The sequence below is a fragment of the Streptomyces sp. Ru73 genome (assembly GCF_002920575.1).
GTDB lineage: Bacteria > Actinomycetota > Actinomycetes > Streptomycetales > Streptomycetaceae > Streptomyces.
The window spans coordinates 25,114-51,953 of record NZ_PQSQ01000057.1; the positions used below are offsets into that span (position 1 = coordinate 25,114).

Annotated in this window: 24 protein-coding genes; 9 read left to right on the forward strand and 15 right to left on the reverse strand. The window is 72.5% G+C overall.

What is annotated here, in order from left to right; all coding sequences use genetic code 11:
- Window positions 1-97: 97 nt before the first annotated feature.
- The gene (locus tag C3486_RS22945; protein WP_103834645.1) at window positions 98-2,110 is read right to left on the reverse strand and encodes an aconitate hydratase; all 2,013 of its coding nucleotides are present in this window, start codon (window positions 2,108-2,110) and stop codon (window positions 98-100) included.
- Between the two features lie 91 nt (window positions 2,111-2,201).
- Entirely contained in the window at window positions 2,202-2,708 is a 507-nt protein-coding gene (locus C3486_RS22950) for a pyridoxamine 5'-phosphate oxidase family protein (RefSeq protein WP_103834646.1), read from the reverse strand.
- A 237-nt stretch (window positions 2,709-2,945) separates the two neighbouring features.
- On the opposite strand from C3486_RS22950, the gene C3486_RS22955 reads away from it, so the two are divergent.
- A complete protein-coding gene (locus tag C3486_RS22955) occupies window positions 2,946-3,989 on the forward strand; it encodes an A/G-specific adenine glycosylase (RefSeq protein ID WP_258052950.1) in 1,044 nt (347 codons plus the stop codon).
- A gap of 77 nt (window positions 3,990-4,066) precedes the next feature.
- Here the strand turns inward: C3486_RS22955 and C3486_RS22960 are convergent, their stop codons facing one another.
- Complete coding sequence (locus C3486_RS22960; protein ID WP_258052951.1) at window positions 4,067-5,056, reverse strand: beta-propeller fold lactonase family protein; 990 nt, start codon at window positions 5,054-5,056, stop codon at window positions 4,067-4,069.
- A 493-nt stretch (window positions 5,057-5,549) separates the two neighbouring features.
- On the opposite strand from C3486_RS22960, the gene C3486_RS22965 reads away from it, so the two are divergent.
- From C3486_RS22965 to cseC, 4 genes are all read left to right on the forward strand, one after another.
- The gene (locus tag C3486_RS22965; RefSeq protein WP_030260466.1) at window positions 5,550-6,101 is read left to right on the forward strand and encodes a SigE family RNA polymerase sigma factor; all 552 of its coding nucleotides are present in this window, start codon (window positions 5,550-5,552) and stop codon (window positions 6,099-6,101) included.
- A gap of 153 nt (window positions 6,102-6,254) precedes the next feature.
- Window positions 6,255-6,878, forward strand: coding sequence for a hypothetical protein (locus C3486_RS22970; RefSeq protein ID WP_258052952.1), 624 nt, complete (start codon window positions 6,255-6,257; stop codon window positions 6,876-6,878).
- A gap of 8 nt (window positions 6,879-6,886) precedes the next feature.
- Window positions 6,887-7,597: a two-component system response regulator CseB gene (gene cseB, locus C3486_RS22975; RefSeq protein WP_103834648.1), complete on the forward strand. Its 711-nt coding sequence runs from the start codon at window positions 6,887-6,889 to the stop codon at window positions 7,595-7,597.
- A 7-nt stretch (window positions 7,598-7,604) separates the two neighbouring features.
- Window positions 7,605-8,912: a two-component system sensor histidine kinase CseC gene (gene cseC / locus C3486_RS22980; RefSeq protein ID WP_103834649.1), complete on the forward strand. Its 1,308-nt coding sequence runs from the start codon at window positions 7,605-7,607 to the stop codon at window positions 8,910-8,912.
- Window positions 8,913-9,002: 90 nt separating this feature from the next.
- On the opposite strand, the gene C3486_RS22985 is transcribed toward cseC, so the two are convergent.
- From C3486_RS22985 to C3486_RS23000, 4 genes are all read right to left on the reverse strand, one after another.
- The gene (locus C3486_RS22985; RefSeq protein ID WP_146075041.1) at window positions 9,003-9,395 is read right to left on the reverse strand and encodes a hypothetical protein; all 393 of its coding nucleotides are present in this window, start codon (window positions 9,393-9,395) and stop codon (window positions 9,003-9,005) included.
- A 133-nt stretch (window positions 9,396-9,528) separates the two neighbouring features.
- A complete protein-coding gene (locus C3486_RS22990; RefSeq protein WP_103834651.1) occupies window positions 9,529-9,987 on the reverse strand; it encodes a VOC family protein in 459 nt (152 codons plus the stop codon).
- Between the two features lie 109 nt (window positions 9,988-10,096).
- Window positions 10,097-10,522 carry a helix-turn-helix transcriptional regulator gene (locus C3486_RS22995; RefSeq protein WP_103834665.1) on the reverse strand — a complete coding sequence of 142 codons (426 nt, stop codon included), beginning with the start codon at window positions 10,520-10,522 and terminating at the stop codon, window positions 10,097-10,099.
- 147 nt (window positions 10,523-10,669) lie between these two features.
- Window positions 10,670-12,265 carry an MDR family MFS transporter gene (locus tag C3486_RS23000; RefSeq protein ID WP_103834652.1) on the reverse strand — a complete coding sequence of 532 codons (1,596 nt, stop codon included), beginning with the start codon at window positions 12,263-12,265 and terminating at the stop codon, window positions 10,670-10,672.
- A 163-nt stretch (window positions 12,266-12,428) separates the two neighbouring features.
- Between C3486_RS23000 and C3486_RS23005 the strand changes: the two genes are divergently transcribed.
- A complete protein-coding gene (locus C3486_RS23005) occupies window positions 12,429-13,010 on the forward strand; it encodes a TetR/AcrR family transcriptional regulator (RefSeq protein WP_103834653.1) in 582 nt (193 codons plus the stop codon).
- Window positions 13,011-13,028: 18 nt separating this feature from the next.
- Here C3486_RS23005 and C3486_RS23010 read toward each other — a convergent pair whose 3' ends face one another.
- Window positions 13,029-13,733, reverse strand: coding sequence for a M23 family metallopeptidase (locus tag C3486_RS23010; RefSeq protein WP_103834654.1), 705 nt, complete (start codon window positions 13,731-13,733; stop codon window positions 13,029-13,031).
- Between the two features lie 502 nt (window positions 13,734-14,235).
- Here C3486_RS23010 and C3486_RS23015 point away from each other — a divergent pair.
- On the forward strand, window positions 14,236-17,337 hold the full coding sequence (locus C3486_RS23015; protein ID WP_103834655.1) for an NACHT domain-containing NTPase: 3,102 nt from the start codon (window positions 14,236-14,238) through the stop codon (window positions 17,335-17,337).
- Window positions 17,338-17,428: 91 nt separating this feature from the next.
- Window positions 17,429-20,101 carry an NACHT domain-containing NTPase gene (locus C3486_RS23020; protein ID WP_103834656.1) on the forward strand — a complete coding sequence of 891 codons (2,673 nt, stop codon included), beginning with the start codon at window positions 17,429-17,431 and terminating at the stop codon, window positions 20,099-20,101.
- A 76-nt stretch (window positions 20,102-20,177) separates the two neighbouring features.
- On the opposite strand, the gene C3486_RS23025 is transcribed toward C3486_RS23020, so the two are convergent.
- The gene (locus tag C3486_RS23025) at window positions 20,178-22,703 is read right to left on the reverse strand and encodes an ATP-dependent Clp protease ATP-binding subunit (protein ID WP_103834657.1); all 2,526 of its coding nucleotides are present in this window, start codon (window positions 22,701-22,703) and stop codon (window positions 20,178-20,180) included.
- Window positions 22,704-23,190: 487 nt separating this feature from the next.
- Here C3486_RS23025 and C3486_RS37700 point away from each other — a divergent pair, with 487 nt between their 5' ends.
- Window positions 23,191-23,961 (forward strand): SCO3374 family protein, encoded by a 771-nt coding sequence (locus tag C3486_RS37700; RefSeq protein ID WP_103834658.1) that lies wholly within the window; start codon window positions 23,191-23,193, stop codon window positions 23,959-23,961.
- Here C3486_RS37700 and C3486_RS23040 read toward each other — a convergent pair.
- The 6 genes from C3486_RS23040 to C3486_RS23065 form a co-directional block, all read right to left on the reverse strand.
- Window positions 23,892-24,224: an Lsr2 family protein gene (locus C3486_RS23040; protein WP_103834659.1), complete on the reverse strand. Its 333-nt coding sequence runs from the start codon at window positions 24,222-24,224 to the stop codon at window positions 23,892-23,894. The genes C3486_RS37700 and C3486_RS23040 overlap by 70 nt on opposite strands.
- A gap of 156 nt (window positions 24,225-24,380) precedes the next feature.
- A complete protein-coding gene (locus C3486_RS23045) occupies window positions 24,381-24,899 on the reverse strand; it encodes an amino-acid N-acetyltransferase (protein WP_051872224.1) in 519 nt (172 codons plus the stop codon).
- Between the two features lie 10 nt (window positions 24,900-24,909).
- Complete coding sequence (locus tag C3486_RS23050) at window positions 24,910-25,323, reverse strand: BlaI/MecI/CopY family transcriptional regulator (RefSeq protein WP_103834660.1); 414 nt, start codon at window positions 25,321-25,323, stop codon at window positions 24,910-24,912.
- A gap of 162 nt (window positions 25,324-25,485) precedes the next feature.
- A complete protein-coding gene (locus C3486_RS23055) occupies window positions 25,486-25,665 on the reverse strand; it encodes a hypothetical protein (protein ID WP_103834661.1) in 180 nt (59 codons plus the stop codon).
- Window positions 25,666-25,712: 47 nt separating this feature from the next.
- Window positions 25,713-26,363 carry a hypothetical protein gene (locus C3486_RS23060; protein WP_103834662.1) on the reverse strand — a complete coding sequence of 217 codons (651 nt, stop codon included), beginning with the start codon at window positions 26,361-26,363 and terminating at the stop codon, window positions 25,713-25,715.
- Window positions 26,364-26,473: 110 nt separating this feature from the next.
- Window positions 26,474-26,840, reverse strand: a 367-nt coding sequence (locus C3486_RS23065; protein ID WP_146075042.1) for a type III pantothenate kinase, incomplete at its 5' end; no start/stop codon positions are given.

The window sequence follows — 26,840 nt, forward strand, 5'->3', positions numbered from 1 at the left end:
ATGCCAGCCAGTACCCGCCGACGGGGCCCCTACTTTTCCCATCATCTGCCTGGTTCTTCCTGGTCAACCCGGGAAGTTCGGGCGCCGGGGCGGGTCTTCAGCGGCCGGCCTCCTCTGCCGCGAGCGCGGGGATGACCCCGCCCGCCCGTACAGCGTCGCGGCGGCCGGCGGGCAGCCGGTGGCGCAGCCGGTACCGCTCGTCGCGGGTGACGTTGACCGCCGTGAGGGCCGGTTCGGCGTCCGGTGCGAGCGCCGCGTGCAGGTTCTCCAGGCGGAGTTCGTCGCCCTGCCGGATCCTGTCGTAGTCGGCCGGGTCCTCGAACTCCAGTGGCAGTACGCCGAAGTTGGCCAGGTTCTGCCAGTGGATGCGGGCGTAGGACTTGGCGAGGACGGCGCGCAGGCCCAGGTAGCGCGGGGTCAGCGCGGCGTGCTCACGGGAGGAGCCCTGGCCGTAGTTGTCACCGGCCACGACGAGGTGTCCGCCGCCCTGCCCGTCCCGTCCGGCGCTGTCCCGGTGCTCCGCGGCGCGCCGCGGGTACTCCGGGTCGAGGCGCGTGAACGTGAAGTCGGCGAGCCGCGGGATGTCGGACCGGTACGGCAGCGCCCGGGCACCCGCTGGGGAGATCTCGTCCGTGGACACGTCGTCGCCGGCCTTGAGCAGGACCGGGCCGGCCAGCGTGCCGGGCAGCGGGTCGAGTGCGGGCAGCGCCGAGATGCCGGGGCCGCGCTCCAGTTCGACGCGTGCGGCTTCCTCCGGGGGCAGCGGCGGCTCCAGCATGGCCGTGTTGACCGGCTCGCGCCGCAGCGCCGGAAGGTCGGTGGGGTACGCGGCGCCTGCCTCCGCGGCCCAGGCGCGGGGATCGGTGAGGGCGCCGGTCAGCGCGGAGGCGGTGGCGGTCTCCGGGGAGCAGAGCCAGACCCGGTCGTCCTCGGTGCCGGAGCGGCCGGGGAAGTTGCGCGGGAAGGTGCGCAGGGAGTTGCGGCCCGCGGCGGGCGCCTGGCCCATGCCGATGCAGCCGAGGCAGCCCGCCTGGTGGATGCGGGCCCCGGCGGCGACCAGCTCCGCCACGGCGCCCGACCGGGTGAGGTCGAGCAGGGTCTCGCGCGAGGTCGGGTTCACGTCGAAGCTCACGCCGGGCGCGGTCTGCCGGCCCTTGACCATCGCCGCGGCGACGGCGTAGTCGCGCAGCCCCGGGTTGGCGGAGGAGCCGATGACGGCCTGGTCGGCGCGTTCTCCGGCGACCTCGCGGACCGGGACGACGTTGCCGGGCGAGGTGGGGCGGGCGATCAGTGGTTCGAGGCCGCTCAGGTCGATCTCGTCCTCGTGGTCGTACCGGGCGTCCGGGTCGGCGGCGAGCGGCCGGTACGCGTCCTCGCGGCCCTCGCTGCGCAGGAAGTCGCGGACCGCCTCGTCGGCGGGGAACACGGTGGTGGTGGCGCCCAGTTCGGCGCCCATGTTGGCGATCACATGGCGGTCCATCGCGGACAGGCGGTCGAGGCCGGGGCCGTGGTACTCGATGATCCGGTGCACGCCGCCCTTCACGCCGTGCCGCCGCAGCATCTCCAGCACCACGTCCTTGGCGCTCACCCACTCCGGCAGGGAGCCGGTCAGCCGGACGCCCCAGATCTCCGGCATGGTGAGGCGCAGCGGGCGGCCGGCCATGGCGAGGGCGACCTCCAGCCCGCCGGTCCCGATGGCGAGCATGCCGAGCGCGCCCGCGGCACAGGTGTGCGAGTCGGACCCGGCCAGCGACCGGCCCGGGATGCCGAACCGCTGCATGTGGACGGGGTGCGACACGCCGTTGCCGGGCTTGGAGTACCAGAGCCCGAACCGGCGGGCCGCCGAGCGCAGGAACGCGTGGTCCTCGGCGTTGCGTCCGTCGGCCTGCAGGATGTTGTGGTCGACGTACTGCACGCTCACCTCGGTGCGCACCCGGTCCAGGCCGATGGCCTCCAGTTCCTGCATGACCAGCGTGCCCGTGGCGTCCTGCGTCAGGGTCTGGTCGATGCGCAGGCCGATCTCGCTGCCCGGCACCAGCTCGCCGTCCACCAGGTGGTCGGCGAGGAGCCGGTGCGCGAGGCTGCCGTTCGTCGCGTGGCCGCTCGCCATGCCGCCTCCAGCCGTACGTGCGGTTCCTCCGCTGCCGCACCCTGGGTACCCGTTCGTCCCGGGGTGACCCTCCTCCGGGCGCGCCGGCTGCTCACCGGGCCGCGGGCGGCGCGCCGGGGGCGGTCCACTCCTCCTTGTGGCCGAAGCCGCGGCCGTTGTCGATCAGCCGGAGCCAGGTGGGGCTGAGCAGCCAGAAGCCGGTGTGGTCCATGGCGCTGCGGAGCTTGGGGCTGACGGCCACGTAGGGGAAGCGGTCGGCGTACGCGCGCCAGGCCCGGCGGCGCTCCGCACCCTCCAGCCGGCGGCACCGGCCGCGGCCCTGGACGCCGGTCAGGCCCGTCCAGTCCTGGCCGTCCTGCTGGGCGGTGAACGCGACCGGTGCGGCCGGCCCGGCGGCGGACAGCGCCCGGCCGTGCCGGGTGGACTCGGCGGTGACGAAGACGAGGGCGGGCTCGGTGTCCTCGGTCAGCGCGTACAGGACGGCGCAGGCCTGGGGCCCCTCGTCGTCCGTGTAGGCGAGGGTCATGGTCGTGTGGTCGGCGAGGGCCCGCAGGATGCCGGGCGGGCAGGGGAGGCCGGAGGGCGTGCTGTCGGTCATGCGGCCATCCTCGCGCGCCGGACCGACGCGCCGGCCGCCACCCGCGGCCGGGCAGCCGCTCCGCGTACGGCCGCGCGCCGCGCAGGAGCCCGCCCGCCGCCTGTTTCCGCCTCTCCGGCAGAGCGGCCGCGCACGCCCCGTTGCAGCAGTGCGGGTACCACGTGCAGGTGCACAACGGGCGGCACGGGCCCGGCACGTTTCACCGCCGAGACGCCCCGTGTCAGGATCGACGGTGCCATGACTTCCTCTCCTGCCACCGCCCAGTCCGCCGGCGACCCGGCCGTCACGCCCACCGGGCGTACCGCCGGGACCCCGGCGCCACGCCCTGCCGACTCCGCCGCCGCCTCCGCCCCTGCCGCAGCCTCCGCCACCGGCACCGTCACGGCCGCCGACGCCGTCGACAAGGCCGGCCGGCGGCTGCACGAGCCGGTCAACGACTGGTTCGACGAGCACGCCCGCGATCTGCCGTGGCGCCGCCCCGAGGCGGGTGCCTGGGGCGTGATGGTCAGCGAGTTCATGCTGCAGCAGACGCCCGTCAACCGTGTCCTGCCGGTCTACGAACAGTGGCTGGCCCGCTGGCCCCGCCCGGCCGACCTGGCCGCCGAGCCGTCCGGCGAGGCGGTACGCGCCTGGGGCCGGCTCGGCTACCCCCGGCGCGCGCTGCGGCTGCACGCCGCCGCCTCGGCGATAAAGGAGCGGCACGGCGGTGACGTGCCGCGCGAGCACGCCCAGCTGCTGGCGCTGCCCGGCGTCGGCGAGTACACCGCGGCCGCCGTGGCCTCCTTCGCGTACGGGCAGCGGCACGCGGTGCTGGACACCAACGTCCGGCGCGTGTTCGCCCGCGCGGTCACCGGCCGCCAGTACCCGCCGAACGCCACCACCGCCGCCGAGCGCAAGCTGGCCCGCGCGCTGCTGCCCGAGGACGAGGCCACGGCCGCGAAGTGGGCGGCGGCCACGATGGAGCTGGGCGCGCTGGTGTGCACGGCGCGCAGCCCGGAGTGCGTGCGCTGCCCGATCGCCGCGCAGTGCGCCTGGCGGCTGGCCGGCTCCCCCGAGCACGAGGGCCCGCCGCGCCGCGTCCAGACGTACGCGGGCACCGACCGCCAGGTGCGGGGCAAGCTGCTGGCCGTGCTGCGCGAGGCGGTCACCCCGGTCCCGCAGGCGCGGCTGGACGCGGTGTGGCACGAGCCGGTCCAGCGGGCCCGCGCCCTGGACGGCCTGGTCGCCGACGGCCTGGTGGAACCCCTCCCGGACGGCCTGTACCGGCTCCCGCTGACCTGACCTGACCCGGCCTGATCCGTCTGGCCTGATCCGTTCTGACCGCTCCGGCCGGGCACGCGGCCCGGCCGGAGCGGGGATCAGCGGGGTGTGACGGCGATGCCCTCCGGCTGGTGGCCGGCGGGCAGGGTGGCCCGGTCCCGCAGGACCGCCGGATTGACGACAGTCACCGTGTCGGACGCCTCGTTCGTGACCCACACCCGGCGTCCGTCCGGGGTGATGGCCACGCCCTGCGGGTTCACGCCGACGGGCACCTTGGCCCGGACGCGGCCGCGGCCGACGTCGGTGATCACCAGTTCGTTGGCCGTCGAGTCGGCGGCGTACAGGCTGCGGCCGTCGGGGCTGACGGCGTTGCCCACGGGCGCCTCGCCGGCGGGCAGCACGTCGACCACCCGGTTCGAGGCCGTACTGATCACCGAGACGGTGCCCGAGCCCGTGTTGGAGACGAAGACCCGGTCGCCCCTGGGCGTGGCGCTGATCCCGCTGGGGAAGTCCCCGACGCGGATGACGCCGACGGCGCGCAGGCCGGGGCTGATGACCGTCACGGTGTCGGAGCCGTTGTCGGTGACGTACGCCCGGCCGCCGGGGACGGTGACGATGCTGTGCGGCATGCGGCCCACGGGCACCTTCGCGATGACCCGGCGGCGCGCCACGCTGACCGCGGTGACGGTGTTCGCGCCGGAGTCCGCGGTCAGCACGCGGGCGCCGTTCCTGCTGGGCACCGCGGCGAAGGGCCGGTCCCCGACCCGGACGGCGGCGCGCACCCGCCGGGTCTCGGTGTCCACGAAGGACACGGTGTCGCTCCTGCTGTCGGCCACGTACGCGGTGTCGCCGTTCGGGGCCGCGCCCACCCCCGTCGGGCCGTTGCCCACAGGGGAGGCGCCCAGCGGCCGGGCCAGCCGGGCGTCGTACGCGGAGAGCGTGTCCGAGCCGGTGTTGGCGGCGAAGGCCAGCACCCGGACCGGGTACCGCGGCCCGGCCGCGCCGCGTGCCCCGGTCAGTCCCGGCGCGTCGTCCGTCCTCCCGGCGTCCCGCACCCCGCAGGTGGCCGTCGGTACGGCCGCGAGCACGAGGAGGACCGCGCACCACCGGCTCCGTGCACGGCGTCCGCGGCGGCCCGGCAGGCCGGGTCTCCTCCGGCCCCTGGTTGCTTCACCGGTCGGCGGGCTGTGGGCGGCGGCGAGGCGGCGCATGACAAAGTGCATCCTTTCGGGCAGAGCGGATGATTCTCCGTCATACGACCACAGAACAGGGCAATGGCATATGCCGGTACCGCCGAATGCCGCGTCCGGTGGAACCCGCCGCCGGGCGGACCCGTCTCCCCCTGTGGAAGGACCTCCCGGCCGCCGCCGTCCCCCGCGAGGAGGAGCCGCGCGGCGCTGTTACACAACCGACGGATTTCCGTGAACTCGCTGTGGGGCAGCCGCACATTGCGCCGCAACACCCCCTCCGTAGCGTCCTCTTCGTGCTGGACAGAGAGACCGTGCACCGACCCGTTCGGCCGGTCCGCGACCACCGGCACGGACAACGTGGGGAACGCAGCAGAGGATCGGAGGCGTCGGTATGGCGACCAGCGGCGGCAAGGTACTGGACTTCGAAGAGTACGTGCGCACCCGGCAGGATGCCCTGCTGCGGAGCGCCCGGCGTCTGGTGCCCGACCCGGTCGACGCCCAGGACCTGCTGCAGACCGCCCTCGTGCGGACGTACGGGCGCTGGGACGGCATCGCCGACAAGTCCCTCGCCGACGCCTACCTGCGCCGCGTCATGATCAACACGCGGACCGAGTGGTGGCGGGCGCGCAAGCTGGAGGAGGTGCCCACCGAGCAGCTCCCGGACGCCAGCGTGGACGACGGCACCGAGCAGCGCGCCGACCGCGCCCTGCTCATGGACATCCTCTCGGTGCTGGCTCCCAAGCAGCGCAGCGTCGTCGTCCTGCGACACTGGGAGCAGATGAGTACGGAGGAGACCGCGGCGGCACTGGGCATGTCCACGGGGACGGTCAAGAGCACGCTGCACCGGGCGCTGGCCCGGCTGCGCCAGGAGCTAGTGAACCGCGAGGCCGACGCGCGCGTACTGGAGCGCGACGACCAGGAGCGGGAGCGGTGCGCGGCCTGACCGGCCGCGGCACGGCCGGCCCGCCGGCCGGCGACGGGTGACAGGCACATGGTGAGCAGGAGCGGTGTGACCAGAGGCGGCGGAGCCGACGGCGGGCCGGCCGGGAAGAAGCGGCCGGCCGCTTCTTCGCGCCTGCCCGCGACCTTGTGGCGCATGGCCGGCACGGCCCTCGCGGGCATCGCCGCGATCGCGCTGCTGCTGGCCGGGTGCGAGACGACCGGTGACGGGGTGCGGTCCGAGGGCTCGGCGGCCGACTCGCCGGTGCCGGCGAGGCCGCGCAGTGCGACGCCGACCCCCTCCCCCTCGTCGTCCGTGGCGTACAAGAAGGTCGACGCGCGGGCGCTGCTGCGCAAGGACCCCGCGGTCGGCGCCGAGGTGAAGAAGACCCTCGCCAAGCCGTGCACGGCCGACGAGTACCCGATCGACGTCACGTACGCCTCGCTGACCGGCGACAAGGCCCCCGACGTCATCATCAACGTGATGACCTGCGCGGACTCCGTCGGCATCGGCTCGTACGTGTACCGCAAGGGCGGCAAGGGCTACGAGAACGTCTTCAGCAACGAACAGCCGCCGGTCTACGCCGGGGTCAACAAGGGCGAGCTGGAGATCACCAAGCAGACCTACGGCACCGGCGACGCCGTCTGCTGCCCCACGGGCGAGGATGTGATGACGTACCACTGGGCGAAGGACCGCTTCAAGGAGTACGCCCGGTACCACACGGACTACAGCAAGACCGGGGACGGCACCGACACGGGCGCCACACCATCGGAGGATTGAGAACACGCATGGCCGAGACCCATGTGCTCTTCGTCGAGGACGACGACGTCATCCGGGAGGCCACCCAGCTCGCGCTGGAGCGCGACGGCTTCCGGGTGACGGCGATGCCCGACGGCCTGTCGGGCCTGGACGCCTTCCGCGCCAGCCGGCCGGACATCGCGCTGCTGGACGTGATGGTGCCGGGCCTGGACGGGGTCAGCCTGTGCCGGCGCATCCGGGACGAGTCCACGGTCCCGGTGATCATGCTGTCCGCGCGCGCCGACTCCATCGACGTGGTGCTCGGCCTGGAGGCGGGCGCCGACGACTACGTCACCAAGCCGTTCGACGGCGCGGTGCTGGTGGCCCGGATACGGGCGGTGCTGCGCCGGTTCGGGCACGCCAGCGGGCCCGACGCGCGCGGCGGGGCCGTCGAGAAGAGCGCGGCGGCCGACGACGGACTGCTGCGCTTCGGCGACCTGGAGGTGGACACCGAGGGCATGGAGGTACGGCGGGCCGGCGAGCCGGTCGCGCTGACGCCGACCGAGATGCGGCTGCTGCTGGAGTTCTCCGACGCGCCGGGCACGGTCCTCTCCCGCGACCGGCTGCTGGAGCGGGTGTGGGACTACGGCTGGGGCGGGGACACCCGGGTCGTCGACGTCCACGTGCAGCGGCTGCGCGGCAAGATCGGCCAGGACCGCATCGAGACGGTCCGCGGCTTCGGCTACAAGCTGAGAGGCTGACCGCGGCGTGGTCGGACTCGCCCTGCGTACGGGACTGCGCTGGAAGCTCAGCGCGGCGATCGCGCTCGTCGGAGCCCTGGTCGCCATCGCGCTGAGCCTCGTCGTGCACAACGCCGCCCGGGTCTCCATGCTCGACAACAGCCGCGACGTGCAGATCGAGCGGCTGAACTTCACCCAGCGGATCTACGAGACCACCAACCGGCTGCAGTTCGGCGCCCAGCTGGACGACCCCAAGCTGCCCAAGGCGCTGCGCGCCGAGGTCGCCGAGGGCCGGCGCGCGACCTACCTGGAGGACAACGGCGAGGCAGCGCCGGAGGTGTGGGCCGCGGCCCCGCTGGACGACGGCCGGGTGCTCTCCCTGCACAACGACTTCCCCGACCGCTTCACCGTCCTGGACGACCTGGACCAGGCGCTGTTCATCGGGTCGATCTCGGTGGTCGCGGCCGGCTGCGCGCTGGGCGTGCTGGTCGGCGGGCGGCTCTCCAAGCGGCTGCGGAAAGCGGCGGCCGCGGCCCGCAAGCTCGCCGAGGGCGACACCTCCGTACGGGTGCGGGACGAGATCGGCGGCCGGGTGCGGGACGAGACGGACGAGCTGGCGCACGCCATGGACGCCATGTCGGACGCGCTGCAGACCCGGATCGAGGCCGAGCGGCGGGTGACCGCCGACATCGCGCACGAGCTGCGTACGCCCGTCACGGGACTGCTCACCGCGGCCGAGCTGCTGCCGCCCGGCCGCCCCACGGAACTGGTACGGGACCGGGCGCAGGCCATGCGGACGCTGGTCGAGGACGTGCTGGAGGTGGCCCGGCTGGACGGTTACGCGGAGCGTGCCGAGCTGCAGGACGTCGACCTGGGCGAATTCGTGCGCCGCCGGGTCCGTGCGCTGGGCCCCGACATCAGGATCGAGGTGCTGCGGGACGCGGAGGTCAGTACGGACCCGCGCCGCCTTGAGCGCATCCTCGGCAACCTCATCGCCAACGCCTCCCGGCACGGCAAGCCGCCGGTGGAGGTCACGGTCGAGGGCCGGGTGATCCGCGTACGCGACCACGGCCCCGGCTTCCCCGAGGCGCTGCTCCGCGAGGGCCCCAGCCGCTTCCGCACCGGCAGCAGCGACCGCTCGGGCCGCGGCCACGGCCTGGGCCTGACCATCGCCGCCGGCCAGGCCAGGGTGCTCGGCGCCCGGCTGACCTTCCGCAACGCGGAGGCCGCTGTGGACGGCACGACCGGCGCCGTCGCCGTCCTCTGGCTCCCCGAGAACGCCCCCACCGCCACCGGCAGCTTCCCGGTCATCCGCCTCCCGGGCCCTGAGGACTGACGGGGCCGGGTGCCGGCACGGGGCGGGCCGGGCGCGCCGGCCGCACGCCCGCGCCGGTCCGGGCGGCGCCGCACCGGGCCGGGCGGCCGGTCAGTACCGCCTCGACGACGACCGCTCGATCCGCTTCTTCCTGACGCGTATCCGGATGCCGAAGCGGAGGAGCAGCAGCGTGCCCACCGCCACGGTCAGCAGCGCGCTCACCGCCACGGCGACCTCGACCGAGAACTGCCCGTTCGGCTCGGTCCCGGCCGGCTCCGCGAGGTGGCGCGCGCACGCCTCGGCGTAGGCCAGCGCCAGGCCCGCCCACGCGCGGAACTGCTCCTCCGTCACGCCGGCCGTGTGCGCCGCCCCCGTCGCGCCCGCGTCCGCCACTCCGACCCGCCAGGTCGCCATCGCCATGGTGACCAGCGTGAGCAGCACGGCCGCCACGGCGTTCGACACCGCCCTGTCCGGTGTCCGTACCCGTTCCCTCTTGCTCTTCATGGCGTGTCCGATCCCCCTGTGGGCGCCCGCGGCGCCCGGATCCGGCGGCCCCGTGCGGGCCGCCGTCACCAGTCCACTCCCCTCGCGCGAGGGGGCAACCCCCGCGGCGCGCTCCGTCCCCGGACCGGCCCCCTCAGCCCTCCACGCAGTCGCCCCAGCTCTTGTCCATGTCGAGCCGCTCGCTGGGCTGGGTCAGGGAGAACCAGTTGCCGGAGTCGTCGCGGAAGATCGCCTCCGTGCCGTACGGACGCTCCTGCGGCTCCTGGAGGAACTCCACGCCCTTGGCCTTCAGCGCGGCGTACTCCGCGTGGATGTCGTCCGTGCGGAGCACCCCGGCGCCCAGCGCGCCCTTGCTGACCAGCTTCTTCAACGCCTCGGCCGACTCCGGGTCCAGGCCCGGCGTGCCCGGCACCATCAGCGTCAGCTCCAGGTCGGGCTGGTCCTTGGCGCCGACGGTCAGCCAGCGCATGCCGTCCTCGCCGCCCATCCGCATGTCGGTGCGGACCTCCAGGCCCAGCTTCTCGGTGTAGAACTCCTTCGCCCGGTCCTGGTCGAGAACCCAGACGGTGGTGATGGAGAGTCCCTTGATCATGATGTGCTCCTGGTGGGATGAGAGAGGTGGGAACGGGCGGGCCGCGGCCGCTCCCACGCGGGCCGGCCGGCTTTTCCGTCCGTCCCCGTCACCGTAGGCAGGCCGCCCGCTACGGCGCTTCTCCGGAATTGCGGTCCTGCGGGCCGGGGTCCTGCGCGGCCCGGCCCTGCGGGCCGCGGTCCTCCAGGCTCTTGAAGCCGCCGGACCACAGGAGGGCGTAACAGCCCGGTATGAGCGCGGTGCCGCGGCCGACGTGCCGGTCGCGGTACGCGCTCGGCGAGAGGCCGGTCTGCTTCTTGAAGGTCGCCGAGAAGGTGCCCAGGCTCGCGAAGCCGACCAGCGTGCAGATCTCCGTGACGGACAGGTCGGCCGTGCGCAGCAGCTCCTCGGCGCGCTCGATGCGGCGCCGGCTGAGGTACTGGCCGGGCGTGAGGCCGTAGACCGCCTTGAAGGCGCGGACGAAGTGGAAGCGGGAGTAGCCGGCGTGCGCCGCCACCGCGTCCAGGTCGAGCGGCTCGGCCCAGTCGCGGTCCATCGCGTCCTTGGCCAGGCGCAGCTGCCGCAGATGGGCGAGGCGCGCGGAGCCGGGTGCACTGTCCACGCTCCGATGCTGGCACGCGCCACTGACAACGGCCCCGGCACCGAGGACCGGTGCCGGGGCCGTACATGGCGTTGTAGCAGGTCAGACGCCCTGCGGCAGCTCTTCCTTCGCGGCCGGGGCGGCGTCCTGCTGCGCCTCGGCGGCCGGCTTGGCCGCCGGGCCGCCGCGCAGCGGCACCTCCTTGAGGAACCAGGCCGCGAGGAAGCCGAGCACGCTGATGGCGGCGCCGCACAGGAAGACCAGGTGGGTGCCGTCGGCGACCGCGTGCAGGTACGCGTCCTTCAGCGGGGCCGGGAGCTTCGCCAGCCCGCCGGGATCGAGCTGCGCGCCGCCCGCCATGGCCTTGCCGCCGGCCGCGCCGACCCGCTCGGCCATGGTGTTCTGCACCTGGTGGGTGAAGAGCGCGCCGAAGATCGCCACGCCGAAGGAGCCACCGATCGTCCGGAAGAGCGTGGCGGAGGACGAGCCGACGCCCATGTCCTTCATCTCGACGCTGTTCTGCGCGATCAGCATGGTGGTCTGCATCAGGAAGCCCATGCCGGCGCCCAGGACGGCCATGAAGACGCCCGAGGTGAAGCGGCTGGTGCCGGTGTCCATCAGGGACAGCAGGAAGAGGCCGGCGGTGATCAGCGCGCCGCCGCCCACCACGAAGACCTTGTACCGGCCGCTGCTGGTGGTGATCCGGCCCGCGACCAGCGAGACGGCCATCATCGCCAGCAGCATCGGCAGGAGCAGCAGCCCGGAGTTGGTGGCCGAGGCGCCCTGGACGGTCTGCTGGAAGAGCGGCAGGAAGGTCATCGACCCGAACATCACGAAGCCGACCAGGAAGCCGATCAGGGTGACGAGCGAGAAGTTGCCGTTGCGGAAGATGTGCAGCGGCAGGACCGGCTCGCTGACCTTCCGCTCGACCAGGACGAACGCGGCGAGGGAGACCACGCCGAGCGCGCCGAGGCCCACGATCTGCGCCGACAGCCAGTCGTACTCCGTACCGCCCCAGGTGGTGATCAGGACGAGCGCGGTGATGCCGACGGTGAGCAGCGCGGCGCCCACGTAGTCGATGCGTGCCTCGGTCCGCTTCTTCGGCAGGTGCAGCACGGCCACGATCATGGCCAGGGCCACCGCGCCGAGCGGCAGGTTGATGTAGAAGCTCCAGCGCCAGCCGAGGTGGTCGGTGATCGTGCCGCCGACGAGCGGGCCGCCGATCATGGCGATGGCCATGACGCCGGCCATCATGCCCTGGTACTTGCCGCGCTCGCGGGGCGGCACCAGGTCGCCGATGATCGCCATGACGCCGACCATCAGACCGCCGGCGCCCAGGCCCTGGACGGCGCGGAAGGCGATGAGCTGGCCCATGTCCTGGGCCATGCCGGAGAGCGCCGAGCCGATCAGGAACAGCACGATGGACGCGAGGAAGACGCCCTTGCGTCCGTACATGTCGCCGAGCTTGCCCCAGATGGGCGTGGAGGCTGCGGTGGCGAGCGTGTAGGCGGTGACCACCCAGGAGAGGTGGTCGAGGCCGCCGAGCTCGCCGACGATCGTCGGCATCGCGGTGCCCACGATCATGTTGTCGAGCATCGCGAGCAGCATCGCGATCATCAGTGCGAAGAGCACCACGCGGACGCTCGCCGGCTGTCTGCCGCCGGAGTCCGTCGGTGCGGCGGCCTGGGTTGCGGCCATCACTCCCCCGTTCCAGATACTTACTTACTTGCCGCCCGGCAAGTTTGGTGACGAGGGGGAAGGTAAGGGATGTACTTGCCGGGCGTCAAGTAAGTTTTGCCCGGCCCCGCCTGACCAGGGATAGCCTGCGGGCACCGGAGCACCGACGAGGTAGGAGAGCACCATGGGCACAGCACGCGCGCGCAGGGGGAACACCCGGCAGCGCATTCAGGACGTGGCCCTGGACCTCTTCGCCCAGCAGGGGTACGAGAAGACCTCACTGCGCGAGATCGCCGAGCAGCTGGACGTCACCAAGGCGGCGCTGTACTACCACTTCAAGACCAAGGAAGACATCGTCATCAGCCTCTTCGAGGACCTGGCCAGGCCCTGCGACGAGCTGATCGAGTGGGCCGCGGGCAGGCCGCGCACGCTGGAGACGAAGCAGGAGGTCGTCCGCCGCTACAGCGAGGCGCTGCGCGACGCGGCCCCGCTCTTCCGCTTCATGCAGGAGAACCAGGCCACCGTCCGCGACCTCAGCGTCGGCGAATCGTTCAAGGAACGGATGCTGACGATGATCGGCCTGCTCAAGGAGCCGGAGGCCGAGCTGAAGGATCAGGCGCGCTGCATCACCGCACTGGTGTCGCTGCACGCCGGCATGTTCGCCATGCAGAACGTCGAGGGCGACCCCGAGGAAAAGCGCACGGCCATCCTCGAGGTCGCCCTCGAATTGGTCACCGCGGCGAATGCCGGGTCACCACGGGATTGAGTTGTGTCCTGCCGCGGCTCAGACGTCCACGTGCTCGCCGCGGAGGTACTTCACCGGCTCGATACCGGTGCCGTAGTCCGGGCCGGTACGGACCTCGAAGTGCAGGTGCGGGCCGGTCGAATTGCCGGTGCTGCCGGAAAGGGCGATCTTCTGCCCGGCGGAGACCTTCTGGCCCACCTGGACCTGGATCTTCGAAAGGTGCGCGTACTGCGTGTACGTATGCGGCCCGTGCTTGATCACAATGGCGTTGCCGTACGCCGGGCCGTCACCGCCGCCGTTCGGGCCCGCCTTCACGACGGTGCCCTCGTGCGCGGCCTTCACCTCGGTACCCGTGGGCACCACGAAGTCCTGGCCACTGTGGCGGTGCGACCAGTGGCTGCCGGCCAGGCCGAACTTCTCGCCGATGCCGTACTTGTCCACCGGCTTCTCCCAGCCGTTGGTCTTCTGCAGCTGCCGCTGGGCCCGCTCATGGCGGTCGGCGGCGGCCTTGGCACGGTCGGCCGCGGCCTTCTTCTCCGCGTCGACCGCCTTCTTCTGCGCGTCGGCCTGCGCGTGCACCGTGCTCGCCACGTCCGTGGAAAGGGCCTGGAGCGCGCCGCCGTCCATCGCCGAAGCAGCACCGGCACCCAGCGCGAGGGAGGCGCCCATGCCGGCCACCAGAACGGCGGCGCGGGTACGCAGGGCGGGCTTCTTCGAATACCGGGTGAGGGAGAACTTCGACATGCGGGAATTACCTCCGAAAGAAAAGACGCCCGGCCGGGACCAACCGGGATCGCCATTCCTTGGTAACCGCCGCTCGCGGGCCTGCCAAGAAGCCTTTCTACTACCCGACGCCGTACCGACAGCCGCGGGAATTGGCCCCTTGCGCTACCCGCCCCGCGCGCTTCAAAACATCTCCCGGGCCGTCCTTCCGGCACGGCTTTCCCGGCCCGGATTCCGCCGCCACCAGGCATTCCCTTGATCCTCGACTTCTCCGCCGCAGGTCCTTCCCACCCCCCTGCCGAAAGTCCCACACCACCCGGGAAAGGCGTCCCGCAGCACTGCCCGGCGCCTTTCCTATCGCCTTTAGTAGGCCCGGAATCCGCTGTGCGGCATGTCACCGAACCCCCCGATACACCCGCTTTGCGCGAGGCCCTTGGTATGTCCGTTTCGGGACCAAGGGCCTGTGATCCGGGTAACCTGAAAAGCGCATTCGGCCGGCATACGCGGAGGGGGAGGGCCGGGCATGGACCCAGTGGCGCTCGGGACCAGGCTGGCGTCGTCCGCCGTGGCACCGCTCGTGAAGAAGCTCTTCGTGAAGGAGGGACCGGGCGCGGGGCTGGTGGACAAGCCGGTACGGGTCTCGGCCCTGGTGTCGTTCACGGGCGGGAAGCGCACGCTCACCGAGGGGGACCTGCGGAAGATCGCCGAGGAGCTGGTGGCGCGCGCCGTGCGGGCCGCGGGCCCCGGGGAGCGGCCCGTCGCCGACGCCGAGGAGGCCGCCGTCGCCGACGCGCTCGCCCGCACCCTGCACGCCCTCGGCGAGCTGACCATGGACGACGTGCAGGCCGTGCGGCTGGGCGCCCCGGAGCTGGCCCGGCAGCTGCGGCAGCAGGCCGGCGCGGCACCGCCCGGCGCGCTCTCGCAGGACGCGGAGCAGCTGTACGACGCCCTGCTCGGCGTCGCCTGCCTGCACATCGTGCACTTCTTCACCCAGCGCTCCACGTTCGTCGCGCGCACCCTCGTCGAGCAGAGCCGCAGCCTCGACCGGCTCGTCGCGCTGATGGACGAGGTCCTGGCCCGCCATCCGTCGCCCCGAGCCGCTGACACCGCCTTCGAGCGGGACTACCTGGCGTACCTCGGCAGGAAGCACGGCCGGCTCACGATCTACGGCATCGACCTGGCGCATTCGCCGGACCGGTGGCCGCTGGACGCGGCGTACCTGAGCCTGCAGGCGACGTACGGGGAGCAGGCGGCGGCGCCGGACGCCGACGGCCCGTACGACGGCCTGCCCGGTCTCCCCGACCCGCCCGCCTCCCCGGTCCGCGCCGACCAGGCGCTCGCCGGGCACCACCGCGTCCTGCTGCGCGGCGTCGCCGGCTCGGGCAAGAGCACGCTGGTCCAGTGGCTCGCCGTCTCCTGCGCTTCGGCGGCCGGCGCCGCGGCGCTGCCGCACCTCTACGGGCGCATCCCCTTCGTACTGCCGCTGCGGACGCTCCAGCGCGCCGGGGACGGCCTCCCCACGCCGGACCGCTTCCTCGCGGCCGTCGGCTGCCCGGTGTCCGGCGCACAGCCGGACGGCTGGGCGCACCGGGTGCTGGCGAGCGGCCGGGGGCTGGTCCTCGTGGACGGCCTGGACGAGATACCGGAGCGGGAGCGCGACCGGACCCGGCGGTGGCTGCGCGACCTCCTCGACGCGTTCCCCCACAACCTGTGGATGGTGACCTCGCGCCCCTCCGCCGTCCGCGAGGACTGGCTCGCGGCCGACGGCTTCACCGAGCTGACGCTCGCCCCGATGAGCCGGGACGACGTGGCCGCGTTCATCGGCCGGTGGCACGCGGCGGCCCGCGTCGAGGCGCCGGCGGACGAGGACCGGCTCGCCGCGTACGAGCAGTCGCTGCTGCACGCCGTACGCACCAAGCAGGACCTGGGGCGGCTGGCCACCAACCCCCTGATGTGCGGGCTGGTCTGCGCGCTCCACCGCGACCGGCGCGGCTACCTGCCGCACGGCCGCAAGGAGCTGTACGACGCGGCGCTGACGATGCTGCTGTCGCGCCGCGACCGGGAACGGGACATGGGCGGCCCGGACGGCATCGAGCTGAGCGACGAGCCGCAGATCCAGCTGCTGCAGCGGCTCGCGTACTGGCTCATCCGCAACGGCCGGACGGAGCTGGACCGGGACCACGCGGAGCGCATCATCGCGGACGCGCTGCCCGCCGTGCCCGCGGCGGCGGCCCAGGGCGACGCCGCCGCCGTCTTCCGGCACCTGCTGCTCCGCAGCGGGCTGCTGCGCGAACCGGCGCCCGGCGCGGTCTCCTTCGTGCACCGCACCTTCCAGGACTACCTGGGCGCGCGGGCCGCCGTCGAGGAGTGGGACATCGGGCTGCTGACCGCCCATGCGCACGACTCCCAGTGGGAGGACGTGATCCGGATGGCGGTGGCGCACGGGCGGCCGCGCGAACGCGCCGAGATCCTGCGCGAGTTGCTGGCCCGCGCGGACGCCGCGAGCGGCCCGGACGAGCGCGCGGTACGCATTCGCATCCGGCTGCTGGCCCTGGCCTGCCTGGAGCACGCCTCGGAGCTGGACCCGGCGGTCCGTACGGCCGTTGAGGAACGCACGGCGGAGCTGCTGCCGCCCCGCTCCACGGAGGAGGCCCGGGAACTGGCGGCCGCGGGGCCACTGGTCCTGGAACTGCTCCCGGGGCCCGAGGGGTTGAGCGAGGACGAAGCGGTGGCGGTCACGGTCGCGGCCTCGAACGTGGAGTCGGAGCGCGCCCTGCCGGTACTGGCCCGCTTCCGGGACCACCGGGCGATCCGGATCCGCTCCCAACTGGTCTGGGCCTGGCACCGGTTCGACGCGGAGCGGTACGCGGACGAGATCGTCCGGCACCTGGACCCGGACGAGCTGATGTACTCGGTCCACACCGACGAACACCTGCGGCTGCTGCGCGGGATGGGCGGACGCGAGCGGATCGACGTCCGGAGCAGGGTGACCCAGGACGCACTCGCGACGTACGCGCACGAGGCCGGTGCCACCTTCCTCCGCATCGAGGCCAACGACATCCACGGCCTCGGCTTCCTCCGGGACACGCCGCGGCTCACGCAGCTGACCCTTTACGACACCCCGCGCGTCTCCGACCTCTCGCCGCTCGCCGGCCTGCCTCTGAAGTGGCTCGGCCTGTTCCACCTCACCCGGCTCCGGGACCTGCGCCCCGTTGCCACACTGTCCGGGCTCACCAGCCTCATGGTCCATCTGCCGAAGATCCCCTGGAGCCCCGACGACCTGCCGAAGGACGCCCCGCTCCAGAGCCTCCGGCTGGGCGGCACCGCGGCCCACGACTGGTCCGGGCCGCTCGCCGTGCGGGCGTGGCCGGAGCTGCGGACCCTGCTGCTCGACTCCCGGGCGTGCCCGAGGGACGCCGCGGGCTGGGCGGCGATCGCGGCGCTGGAGTCGCTCAGGCACCTCAGCGTGGACGCCGACTGCCTCGACACCTGCCCGGCCGGACTCACGATGCCCGGTCTGGCGTCGCTGCGGCTCTTCGACCCCACGGGAGAGAGCACCGACGAGGCCGTCGTCGCACGCCACTTCCCCCACCTGGAAACGCTCGACGTCGTCCGGCCGCTGTGACGTCACGGCCCCTCACAACCCCGTCCCGCTCCCCTACCCTGAGCCCCGAAAGCGTCCCGAGCGCCCACCAGTTACCGGGGGACAGCACCGCATGGATCCCACGACCGCCGCCGCCCGTCTCGTCCCCGGCCTCGTCGGGCCGCTCGTCAGAACGCTGTTCGTGAGCGCGGAGGAGGACCCTGCGGCGGGCGTGGCGGACGACCGGCCGGTGCCGGTGGCCCGGCTCGTCGCCTTCCGCGGGGAGAAGCCGGCGCTCACCGAGGAGGGCCTCGAACGGCTGGCCGGGCGCCTGGTGGCCACGGCGGCGCCCGACGAGGGGGCGTTCCGGCCGGTGGCCGGCGCGCTGGCCCGTACGCTCGGCGCGCTCGCCACCACGGAGCTGGACGACTGGCAGGCCGTACGGCTGCGGCCCGCCGACTTCGCGCAGCGCATGCGCGCCGCGGCGCCGGACGCGGAGCACGGCCTGACGGCCGGCGGCCGGGCGCTACACCGGGCCGTGCTCGACGTGGTGGCCGTGCACATCCTGCGCTTCTTCACGCTGCGCTCGGACTTCGTGGCCCGCACCCTGCCGGAGGAGACCCGGCGGCTGGCGGACCTGGCGGCGGGCGGGGACGGCACCGCAGCGGACGGCCCGGCCACCGCAGGGGCCGTCCCGGACGAGCCGGCCACGGACGGCCCGGCCACCGGCGCTGCGCCCCCGTACGACGCCGCCGCGGCCGAGGCCGCCTTCGAGGCGCGGTACGCGCGGGACCTCACCGTGCTCCACGACCACCTCACGATCTTCGGCATCGACCTCGCGCACTCGCCGGACAGCTGGCCGCTGGACGCGGCCTACCTGGGCCTCCAGTGCGAGCGCGGTGAGCCCGAGCGGTCCGGTCCGGCGGCCGGCGAGCGCCCGGACGCCGGCCGGCAGGCCCCGCCCGTCCCGGCCGAACAGGCACTGGCCGGGCTGGACAAGGCGCTCGTACGCGGCGTCGCGGGGTCGGGCAAGACGACCCTGCTGCAGTGGCTCGCGGTCGCCACCGCGCGCGACGAGCTGCCGTCGGCGCTGAGCGGGGAGCTGTCCGGCCGGGTGCCGTTCCTGCTGCCCGTACGCCGCTTCGCCTCGCACTCCGGCATCCCCACCCCCGACGGCTTCCTGGCGGCCATGGCCCACCCGGCGGCGGACGCGCAGCCGCCCGGCTGGGCGGAGCGGGTGCTGCGGGCGGGCCGGGGGCTGCTCCTCGTGGACGGCGTGGACGAGGCGCCGGAGGACGACCGCGAGGTGCTGCGGACGCGGCTGCGGGAGTGGGCGGACCGGTACCCCGGCAACGTCTGGGTGGTGACCTCACGGCCCTCCGCCGTGCCCGAGGACTGGCTGTCCGCCGACGGCTTCACCGAGCTGCGGCTGGCGCCGATGAGCCGCGAGGACGTCGCGGCGTTCATCCAGCGCTGGCACCGCGCCGCTGCCCAGCAGTCCCCCGCCGACCTGGACCGCCTCGGGCACTACGAACGCACGCTGCTGAACGCCGTGCGCATCACCCGCGACCTCGGGCGGCTGGCCACCAATCCGCTGATGTGCGGGCTGCTGTGCGCGCTCCACCGCGACCGCCGCGGCTACCTCCCGCACGGCCGCAAGGAGCTGTACGACGCGGGCCTGTCGATGCTGCTGGAGCGGCGGGACCGGGAACGGGCGATGGTGGCCACCGACGCCATCGACCTGCCCCGGCAGCCGAAGATCCAGCTGCTTCAGCGGCTGGCGCACTGGATGCTGGTCAACGGGCGGTCCGAGATGGACCGGGACGTCGCCGTCGGCACCCTCGCGCGGCATCTGCCCGCCATCCCCGACGCGGCGCGCCAGGGCGACGCCGAGGACGTCTACCGGCACCTGCTGAACCGCACCGGGCTGCTGCGCGAGACGACGCCGGGCACGGTGGACTTCGTGCACCGCACGTTCCAGGACTACCTGGCAGCGCGGGCCACCGTGCAGCAGCACGACTTCCCCCTGCTGCTGGACCACGCACACCACACCGAGTGGGAGGACGTCATCCGGATGGCCGTCGCGCTCGCCCGGCCCGACGAGTGCGCCCAGGTGCTGAACGGCCTGCTGGCGCCGCACCCGGGCGTGAAGGCCGCGGAGGCCCGGCACCGCAAGCTGCTGGCCGCCGCCTGCCTGGAGCACGCCACCGAGCTGGATCCGGAGGTCCGGGCACGTGTCCAGCGCTTCACTCGCGACATGATGCGGCCGACGACGCCGGCCGCGGCCCGCGCGCTGGGCTGGATCGGGCCGATCGTCCTGGAGATGCTGCCGGACCCGGCCACGGCCGACAACAACGAGGCGTACCTGCTGGCGCTCACCGCCACCTCCATCGGCGACGACATGGCGATCGACTACCTCACGGGGCTGCGGGAGCGGCCGCACCTGGACGTACGGGCGCAGCTGGCGAGCGCCTGGCGGAAGTACGACACCGAGCGGTACGCCCGCGAGATCATCGCCCATCTCGACGACGCCGAGCTGTACTTCCCCGTCTCCGACCTGGAGGAGCTGCACGCGCTGCGCCGGCTGGGCGGCCGGCCGCACCTCCAGATCGCCGGGCGGTTCACGCCCGACCAGCTCATCGAGGGCATCGTCGCCGAGCCGCTGACCCGGCTGTGGCTCTCCTACGACCTGGGCGTCCCGATGGACTGGCTGGCCGCCTTCCCCCGCCTGGAGACCCTCCTCATCGGGAGCCGCCTCCCCCGCCCGGCCGGCATCCCGGAGGGCATCGAGGTGGTGGAGCTGTAGCGGCCGGCGGCCGCCGGAAAACGCCGCTGCCCCGGAACCACGAGGTGGTTCCGGGGCAGCGGACTGAGGCGCGCGCTTACGCGTCCTTGTTCAGGTTCGGGCCCGAGCCGCCGGTGGCGGACTCGATCGGCGGGGCGTCGGGCAGGGCCGACTTCTCCTCGCCGCGGAAGGTGAACTTGGCGTTCTCCCCCTCGCCCTCGATGTCGACGACCACGATGTGGCCGGGACGCAGGTCGTTGAAGAGGATCTTCTCCGACAGGGCGTCCTCGATCTCGCGCTGGATCGTCCGGCGCAGCGGGCGGGCGCCCAGCACCGGGTCGTAACCGCGCTTGGCGAGCAGCTTCTTGGCCTCGGTGCTGAGCTCGATGCCCATGTCCCGGTCCTTGAGGCGCTCGTCCACCTTGGCGATCATCAGGTCGACGATCTGGATGATGTCGTCCTCGGTGAGCTGGTGGAAGACCACGGTGTCATCGACACGGTTGAGGAACTCGGGGCGGAAGTGCTGCTTGAGCTCTTCGTTGACCTTGTTCTTCATCCGCTCGTAGCCGGTCTTCACGTCGCCCTGGGCCGCGAAGCCCAGGTTGAAGCCCTTGGAGATGTCCCGGGTGCCGAGGTTCGTCGTCATGATGATGACGGTGTTCTTGAAGTCCACGACCCGGCCCTGGGAGTCGGTCAGGCGACCGTCCTCCAGGATCTGCAGCAGCGAGTTGAAGATGTCCGGGTGGGCCTTCTCGACCTCGTCGAAGAGGACCACGGAGAACGGCTTGCGGCGGACCTTCTCGGTCAGCTGGCCGCCCTCTTCGTAGCCCACGTAGCCGGGGGGCGAACCGAAGAGCCGGGAGACCGTGTGCTTCTCGCTGAACTCCGACATGTCGAGGGAGATCAGCGCGTCCTCGTCGCCGAAGAGGAACTCGGCGAGCGTCTTGGACAGCTCGGTCTTACCGACACCGGACGGGCCCGCGAAGATGAACGAACCGCCGGGGCGCTTCGGGTCCTTCAGGCCGGCACGCGTACGCCGGATGGCCTGCGAGAGCGCCTTGATGGCGTCCTTCTGGCCGATGACGCGCTTGTGCAGCTCGTCCTCCATGCGGAGCAGCCGCGAGGACTCCTCCTCGGTGAGCTTGAAGACCGGGATGCCGGTGGCGGTCGCGAGGACCTCGGCGATCAGCTCGCCGTCGACCTCGGCCACGACGTCCATGTCGCCGGCCTTCCACTCCTTCTCCCGCTTCGCCTTAGCGGCCAGGAGCTGCTTCTCCTTGTCGCGCAGGCCCGCGGCCATCTCGAAGTCCTGCGAGTCGATCGCGGACTCCTTCTCCCGGCGCACGTCGGCGATCTTCTCGTCGAACTCGCGGAGGTCCGGCGGCGCGGTCATCCGGCGGATGCGCATCCGGGAGCCGGCCTCGTCGATCAGGTCGATCGCCTTGTCCGGCAGGAAGCGGTCGGAGATGTACCGGTCGGCCAGCTGGGCGGCCTGGACCAGCGCCTCGTCCGTGATCGAGACCCGGTGGTGGGCCTCGTAGCGGTCGCGCAGGCCCTTGAGGATCTCGATGGTGTGCGGCAGCGACGGCTCCGCGACCTGGATGGGCTGGAAGCGGCGCTCCAGGGCCGCGTCCTTCTCCAGGTGCTTGCGGTACTCGTCGAGCGTGGTCGCACCGATGGTCTGCAGCTCGCCGCGGGCCAGCATCGGCTTGAGGATGCTGGCGGCGTCGATCGCGCCCTCGGCGGCGCCCGCACCGACCAGGGTGTGCAGCTCGTCGATGAACAGGATGATGTCGCCGCGGGTGCGGATCTCCTTGAGCACCTTCTTCAGGCGCTCCTCGAAGTCACCGCGATACCGCGAGCCGGCGACCAGGGCACCCAGGTCGAGGGTGTAGAGGTGCTTGTCCTTGAGGGTCTCGGGCACCTCGCCCTTGACGATGGCCTGGGCCAGGCCCTCGACGACCGCCGTCTTGCCGACGCCGGGCTCGCCGATGAGGACCGGGTTGTTCTTCGTACGCCGGGACAGCACCTGCATGACCCGCTCGATTTCCTTCTCGCGCCCGATGACCGGGTCGAGCTTGGACTCGCGAGCGGCCTGCGTGAGGTTGCGGCCGAACTGGTCCAGGACGAGCGAGGTCGAGGGGGTGCCCTCGGCCGGACCGCCGGCGGCGGCCGTCTCCTTGCCCTGGTAACCGGAGAGCAGCTGGATGACCTGCTGCCGCACCCGGTTCAGATCGGCGCCCAGCTTCACGAGGACCTGGGCGGCGACGCCCTCGCCCTCGCGGATCAGGCCGAGCAGGATGTGCTCGGTGCCGATGTAGTTGTGACCGAGCTGAAGGGCCTCGCGGAGCGACAGCTCCAGGACCTTCTTCGCACGGGGGGTGAAGGGAATGTGACCGGACGGGGCCTGCTGGCCCTGGCCGATGATCTCCTCCACCTGCTGGCGGACCGCCTCGAGCGAAATCCCGAGGCTCTCCAGGGCCTTAGCGGCGACACCCTCACCCTCGTGGATCAGGCCCAGGAGAATGTGCTCGGTGCCGATGTAGTTGTGGTTGAGCATCCGGGCTTCTTCCTGAGCCAGGACGACAACCCGCCGCGCGCGGTCGGTGAACCTCTCGAACATCGTTAATCGCTCCTCAGAGCGGTCAGGCAGTTAGGGGTCGGTCCCCTCCCTGTCCTTCCGCATGCTAGTCCCGCGGGGCGGGACAGCTCATTCCAACTGCCGACACCCGTCCTTGGCCTCCTGCCCCGAACAGCCGACATCTGCTCCAACCCGATGGTGCGAGACGATGTTCCCGCAGGCCAGGCATATACGCCCCATGCCAGTACGCCCATGGCGAACGCGGCCGCTCCCGACACGCGCGCGCTCATGCCGCGATCCCCGCGAACATCCCGCTCATCGCTGCGATTCATCGTCCCTCCCCTCGCGGAAAGTCTTACCCGCTGCCTCTGACAGTCCATCCGCGCGGCCCGCCCAGCTCCGCTACGGGCGAACACCCTTGCGCCGATTTACGCGTCCGTACGCCTGCCCTATACCCACCGGCAAACACGCTACGTGCACAACGTCGAACTCAGCGTAACTTCTGAGTCTTCTGGGAGTTGCACCGGTCATGGCCCTCGCGCTCCCGCGCCCCCGCGCACCGCTGCACGCCGCAGGCTCCGCCGCGCGGCGGTGGTACGAGCAGGCGCTGGGCTGGCCGACGGACGACGGCACGCCGCTCCGGCTGCGGACGGGAATCCGCTTCGACGTCCTGGAGATGCCCGCGGACGCGGGCTTCGCCACGCTGCGCCGTGCGGGCCGCACGGGCCCCGTCGCGCTCGGCAGGGGCGAACGGCCCGGAGACGGCCTTCCAGAGCCCGGAGAACCGGTTCTGCGCATCCTGGTGGCCGCGGGCGCGGCAGAGGAGCTGCCCGGGGTGCTGGAGTGGCTGGAGTGGGGCTCGGTGGACCTGGAGCTGACCGCTCTCGGCTCCGGTGACCTGATGCCCGCGCCACCACCGGTGGCGCCCCGGCCGTCGGCCGCGCGGGGCGGTACGACGCCGGTCCTGGCAGCGGGGCCCGGGCTGCCTGCGGGGGCCGGTCCGTGGGGGGCCGCTTGGGTACGGCCTCCGGAGCCGGGCCGCGATGTCGAGGCGACGCTGCCCTCCACGGGGAGCGGGGCAGGCCTCGGGGGCGGTGGTGGGGTTCCCCGTACGTCACGTATGGGGCGCGCCCCCGACCTCGTACGGCTCGTGAGCGTGGCGGCAACGGAATGCCACCGAGCACGGTTGCTGCGCGCAGGAAAAGGTCGAGCGGATCGCTTCCGCGGTGATCAGCCGTTGGCCTTCTCGTACGCCTCACGGACCGTCGCGGGGACACGGCCGCGGTCGTTGACCTCGTAGCCGTTCTCCTTGGCCCACTTACGGATCTCAGCGGTGTCCTTGTTCCCGGAGGAAGCGGCACGCGCCTTGCCACGGCCGCTCGCGGCACGACCGGTACGGCGGCCGGCCTTCACGAACGTCTCAAGGGCTTCGCGCAGCTTCTCCGCGTTGCCGGCGCTGAGGTCGATCTCATAGGACTTACCGTCGAGCGCGAACGTCACCGTCTCGTCCGCCTCGCCACCGTCGAGGTCGTCGACAAGAAGAACCTGAACCTTCTGTGCCACCGGTTTCCCTTTCATCGAATGTGGATTACGACGGAAAGCAAACCGCTTTTCCGGGAAAAACACAAACCCCCGGGTCGGGTTCAGATGCGGCAGCTCCGGGGAACAGCGCGATCGACAGCTATGAGATAGGGGCGCGATTCGGACATAGAACGCTGATCACAGGTGCAGAAGCATGCGGCTGTTGCCTAGGGTGTTGGGCTTCACTCGTTCGAGACCGAGGAACTCGGCGACGCCCTCGTCATAGGAACGCAGCAGCTCGCTGTAGACATCACCGTCGACCGGAGTCTCACCGATCTCCACGAAGCCGTGCTTGGCGAAGAAGTCGACTTCGAAGGTCAGACAGAAAATACGGCGCACTCCCAGCCAGCTTGCGGTACGCAGCAGCTTGTCCAGGACCTGGTGGCCCACGCCGGCGCCCTTGAGCTGCGGGGCCACGGCGAGGGTGCGGACCTCCGCGAGGTCCTCCCACATGACGTGCAGGGCGCCGCAGCCCACGACCTCGGCGTCCTCGTCGCGCTCGGCCACCCAGAACTCCTGGATGTCCTCGTAAAGCGTGACGGTGGCTTTGTCGAGCAGGATCCCGTCACGCGAGTAGGAGTCGATGAGGCGGCGTACGGCGGGCACATCGGCGGTGCGGGCCCGGCGCACGGTGACGCCATTCGATAGTGGTGGCATGCAAGGGACGCTATCGTTCCGACTCCGGGGGTCCGGCGCCGGGTTCCTGGACTTCCTCGGGGGCTCCCGCCTGTACGACGCGCATGGCATCACGGAGCGCCTGCCGCTGTTCCTGCGACATCATCCCGAAGAAGGCGACGAGGGCGGCCGCGGGGTTGTCGCTGACCGACCACGCTTCGTTCATCAGTGCGGCCGAGTAGGCGGCGCGAGTGGAGACCGCCTCATATCTATAGGCGCGGCCTTCCGCTTCTCGCCGCACCCAGCCCTTCTGGTGAAGGTTGTCCAATACGGTCATCACGGTGGTGTACGCGATGGACCGTTCCTTCTGCAGATCTTCCAGGACTTCCCGAACGGTTACCGGCCGGTTCCACTGCCAGACCCGCGTCATGACGGCATCTTCCAGTTCACCCAAACGTCTCGGCACACGAGAACAATAGTGGGAGATGTCCAGAATGCCGCGTGTTGACGGGGGCGCGCGACCGATTCCTCACAGAAAAGACGTACGGCCCGGGATGTGCAATCCCGGGCCGTACGTCACATTCGCGTGGCCCGCGGGCCGGAGCGGACCCGTACGGTCCGCCGTCCCTCAGGCGCCGTGCGCGCGGGGCTCCTGGCGGGCGGCCTCGGCGTTCTGGAGGACCGCGTCCACGGCGGCGTCCTCCTTGGCCTTGTTCGCGCCGCCCTGGCTCTTGATCATCGTCACGATGACTGCGGTGAAGGCGACGGCCATCACGACAGGGGGAAGCAGAGCGGACACGTAATCCATGACGAGGGCCTCCTTGTGCGACGAGACTTCCAGAGTACGCGCAGCGCTCAGGCGGTCCGGGCCGCGGGGGGCGGGGTGGGTCTGCGGCGCGGCGGGAAGACCTCGCCGGGCGTGGGCACCGGCCGGTCGCCGCGGCGGCCCGGACGCGGCCCGGCGGGACCGGGCTGCGCGGGCTTCGGCGCCGGCTGCGGCTGGGCCGGGCGCTCCGGCTCGTCGGCCGCCCGGCCGCCGGGGAGCGCGCGCAGCCGGGTCCGCGCGGAGCGCTCGGCGATCTGCTCGCAGCGGCGCAGCAGATCGGCACGGCGGGCCCGCTCGGCCGGGCCGACGGCCGGCGAGCGCAGCACGCGCAGCGCCGCGAGGTCGTCGGAGCCGGGCACGTACCCGGCCGCCAGGGCCTCCTGGAGGCGCTCCAGGTAGCCGTGAGCGGAGCCGGGGAGGGCCTCGCGGTACCGGGCGAGGTCGGCGAGCAGGAAGGCGCGCAGCCGCCCGCCCTCGCGCTCCGCCTCGTCCAGCGCCTCGGCGAGCCGGAGGCAGTCCCGGACCTCTTCGGTGCGCCGCGGATCGCGGGAGGCGGGTACGGAGCCGGCGGGTGCGGGGGCGGGAAGGGGCTTGAGGGCGGCGGCGAGGGCGCGGCGGAGCACGCGCAGTTCGTCCGCGCTGAACGCCATGCCGCCGCGGAATCCGTATGGCGTGGGCATGGCCCGACTTTAATTACTAAACGGACAAAAACCCCGGTATTTGGCATTTCCGGGTGCGGCGCGCAAGGCGCCCCGGTAAAGCCCCCGAGGGGGCACCGGGGCGCAGCGCTTCACTGCCGCCCGACGTTCCGCTCGTACACCAGGCGCAGCCCGATGAGGGTGAGCCAGGGCTCATGCATGTCGATCGTGGAGGACTCGCCCAGCACCATCGGGGCCAGCCCGCCCGTGGCGATCACGGTCACGTCCTCGGGGTCGTCGGCCAGCTCCCGCGCCATCCGCTGCACGACGCCGTCGACCTGCCCGGCGAAGCCGTAGAGGATGCCGGACTGCATGGCCTCGACGGTGTTCTTGCCGATGATGCTGCGCGGCCGGGCCAGCTCGATCTTGCGCAGCTGCGCGCCCTTGACGCCCAGCGCGTCCACCGAGATCTCGATGCCCGGCGCGATCACGCCGCCCACGTACTCGCCGCGCGCGCTC

What these genes read in the sequence shown, in the direction of transcription:
- C3486_RS22945 (WP_103834645.1), bottom strand. Translation starts at nt 2,110, where the DNA reads ATGGCGAGCGGCCACGCGACGAACGGCAGCCTCGCGCACCGGCTCCTC.
- C3486_RS22950 (WP_103834646.1), bottom strand. Translation starts at nt 2,708, where the DNA reads ATGACCGACAGCACGCCCTCCGGCCTCCCCTGCCCGCCCGGCATCCTG.
- C3486_RS22955 (WP_258052950.1), top strand. Translation starts at nt 2,946, where the DNA reads ATGACTTCCTCTCCTGCCACCGCCCAGTCCGCCGGCGACCCGGCCGTC.
- C3486_RS22965 (WP_030260466.1), top strand. Translation starts at nt 5,550, where the DNA reads ATGGCGACCAGCGGCGGCAAGGTACTGGACTTCGAAGAGTACGTGCGC.
- C3486_RS22970 (WP_258052952.1), top strand. Translation starts at nt 6,255, where the DNA reads ATGGCCGGCACGGCCCTCGCGGGCATCGCCGCGATCGCGCTGCTGCTG.
- cseB (WP_103834648.1), top strand. Translation starts at nt 6,887, where the DNA reads ATGGCCGAGACCCATGTGCTCTTCGTCGAGGACGACGACGTCATCCGG.
- C3486_RS22985 (WP_146075041.1), bottom strand. Translation starts at nt 9,395, where the DNA reads ATGAAGAGCAAGAGGGAACGGGTACGGACACCGGACAGGGCGGTGTCG.
- C3486_RS22990 (WP_103834651.1), bottom strand. Translation starts at nt 9,987, where the DNA reads ATGATCAAGGGACTCTCCATCACCACCGTCTGGGTTCTCGACCAGGAC.
- C3486_RS22995 (WP_103834665.1), bottom strand. Translation starts at nt 10,522, where the DNA reads ATGGACCGCGACTGGGCCGAGCCGCTCGACCTGGACGCGGTGGCGGCG.
- C3486_RS23000 (WP_103834652.1), bottom strand. Translation starts at nt 12,265, where the DNA reads ATGGCCGCAACCCAGGCCGCCGCACCGACGGACTCCGGCGGCAGACAG.
- C3486_RS23005 (WP_103834653.1), top strand. Translation starts at nt 12,429, where the DNA reads ATGGGCACAGCACGCGCGCGCAGGGGGAACACCCGGCAGCGCATTCAG.
- C3486_RS23010 (WP_103834654.1), bottom strand. Translation starts at nt 13,733, where the DNA reads ATGTCGAAGTTCTCCCTCACCCGGTATTCGAAGAAGCCCGCCCTGCGT.
- C3486_RS23015 (WP_103834655.1), top strand. Translation starts at nt 14,236, where the DNA reads ATGGACCCAGTGGCGCTCGGGACCAGGCTGGCGTCGTCCGCCGTGGCA.
- C3486_RS23020 (WP_103834656.1), top strand. Translation starts at nt 17,429, where the DNA reads ATGGATCCCACGACCGCCGCCGCCCGTCTCGTCCCCGGCCTCGTCGGG.
- C3486_RS23025 (WP_103834657.1), bottom strand. Translation starts at nt 22,703, where the DNA reads ATGTTCGAGAGGTTCACCGACCGCGCGCGGCGGGTTGTCGTCCTGGCT.
- C3486_RS37700 (WP_103834658.1), top strand. Translation starts at nt 23,191, where the DNA reads ATGGCCCTCGCGCTCCCGCGCCCCCGCGCACCGCTGCACGCCGCAGGC.
- C3486_RS23045 (WP_051872224.1), bottom strand. Translation starts at nt 24,899, where the DNA reads ATGCCACCACTATCGAATGGCGTCACCGTGCGCCGGGCCCGCACCGCC.
- C3486_RS23055 (WP_103834661.1), bottom strand. Translation starts at nt 25,665, where the DNA reads ATGGATTACGTGTCCGCTCTGCTTCCCCCTGTCGTGATGGCCGTCGCC.
- C3486_RS23060 (WP_103834662.1), bottom strand. Translation starts at nt 26,363, where the DNA reads ATGCCCACGCCATACGGATTCCGCGGCGGCATGGCGTTCAGCGCGGAC.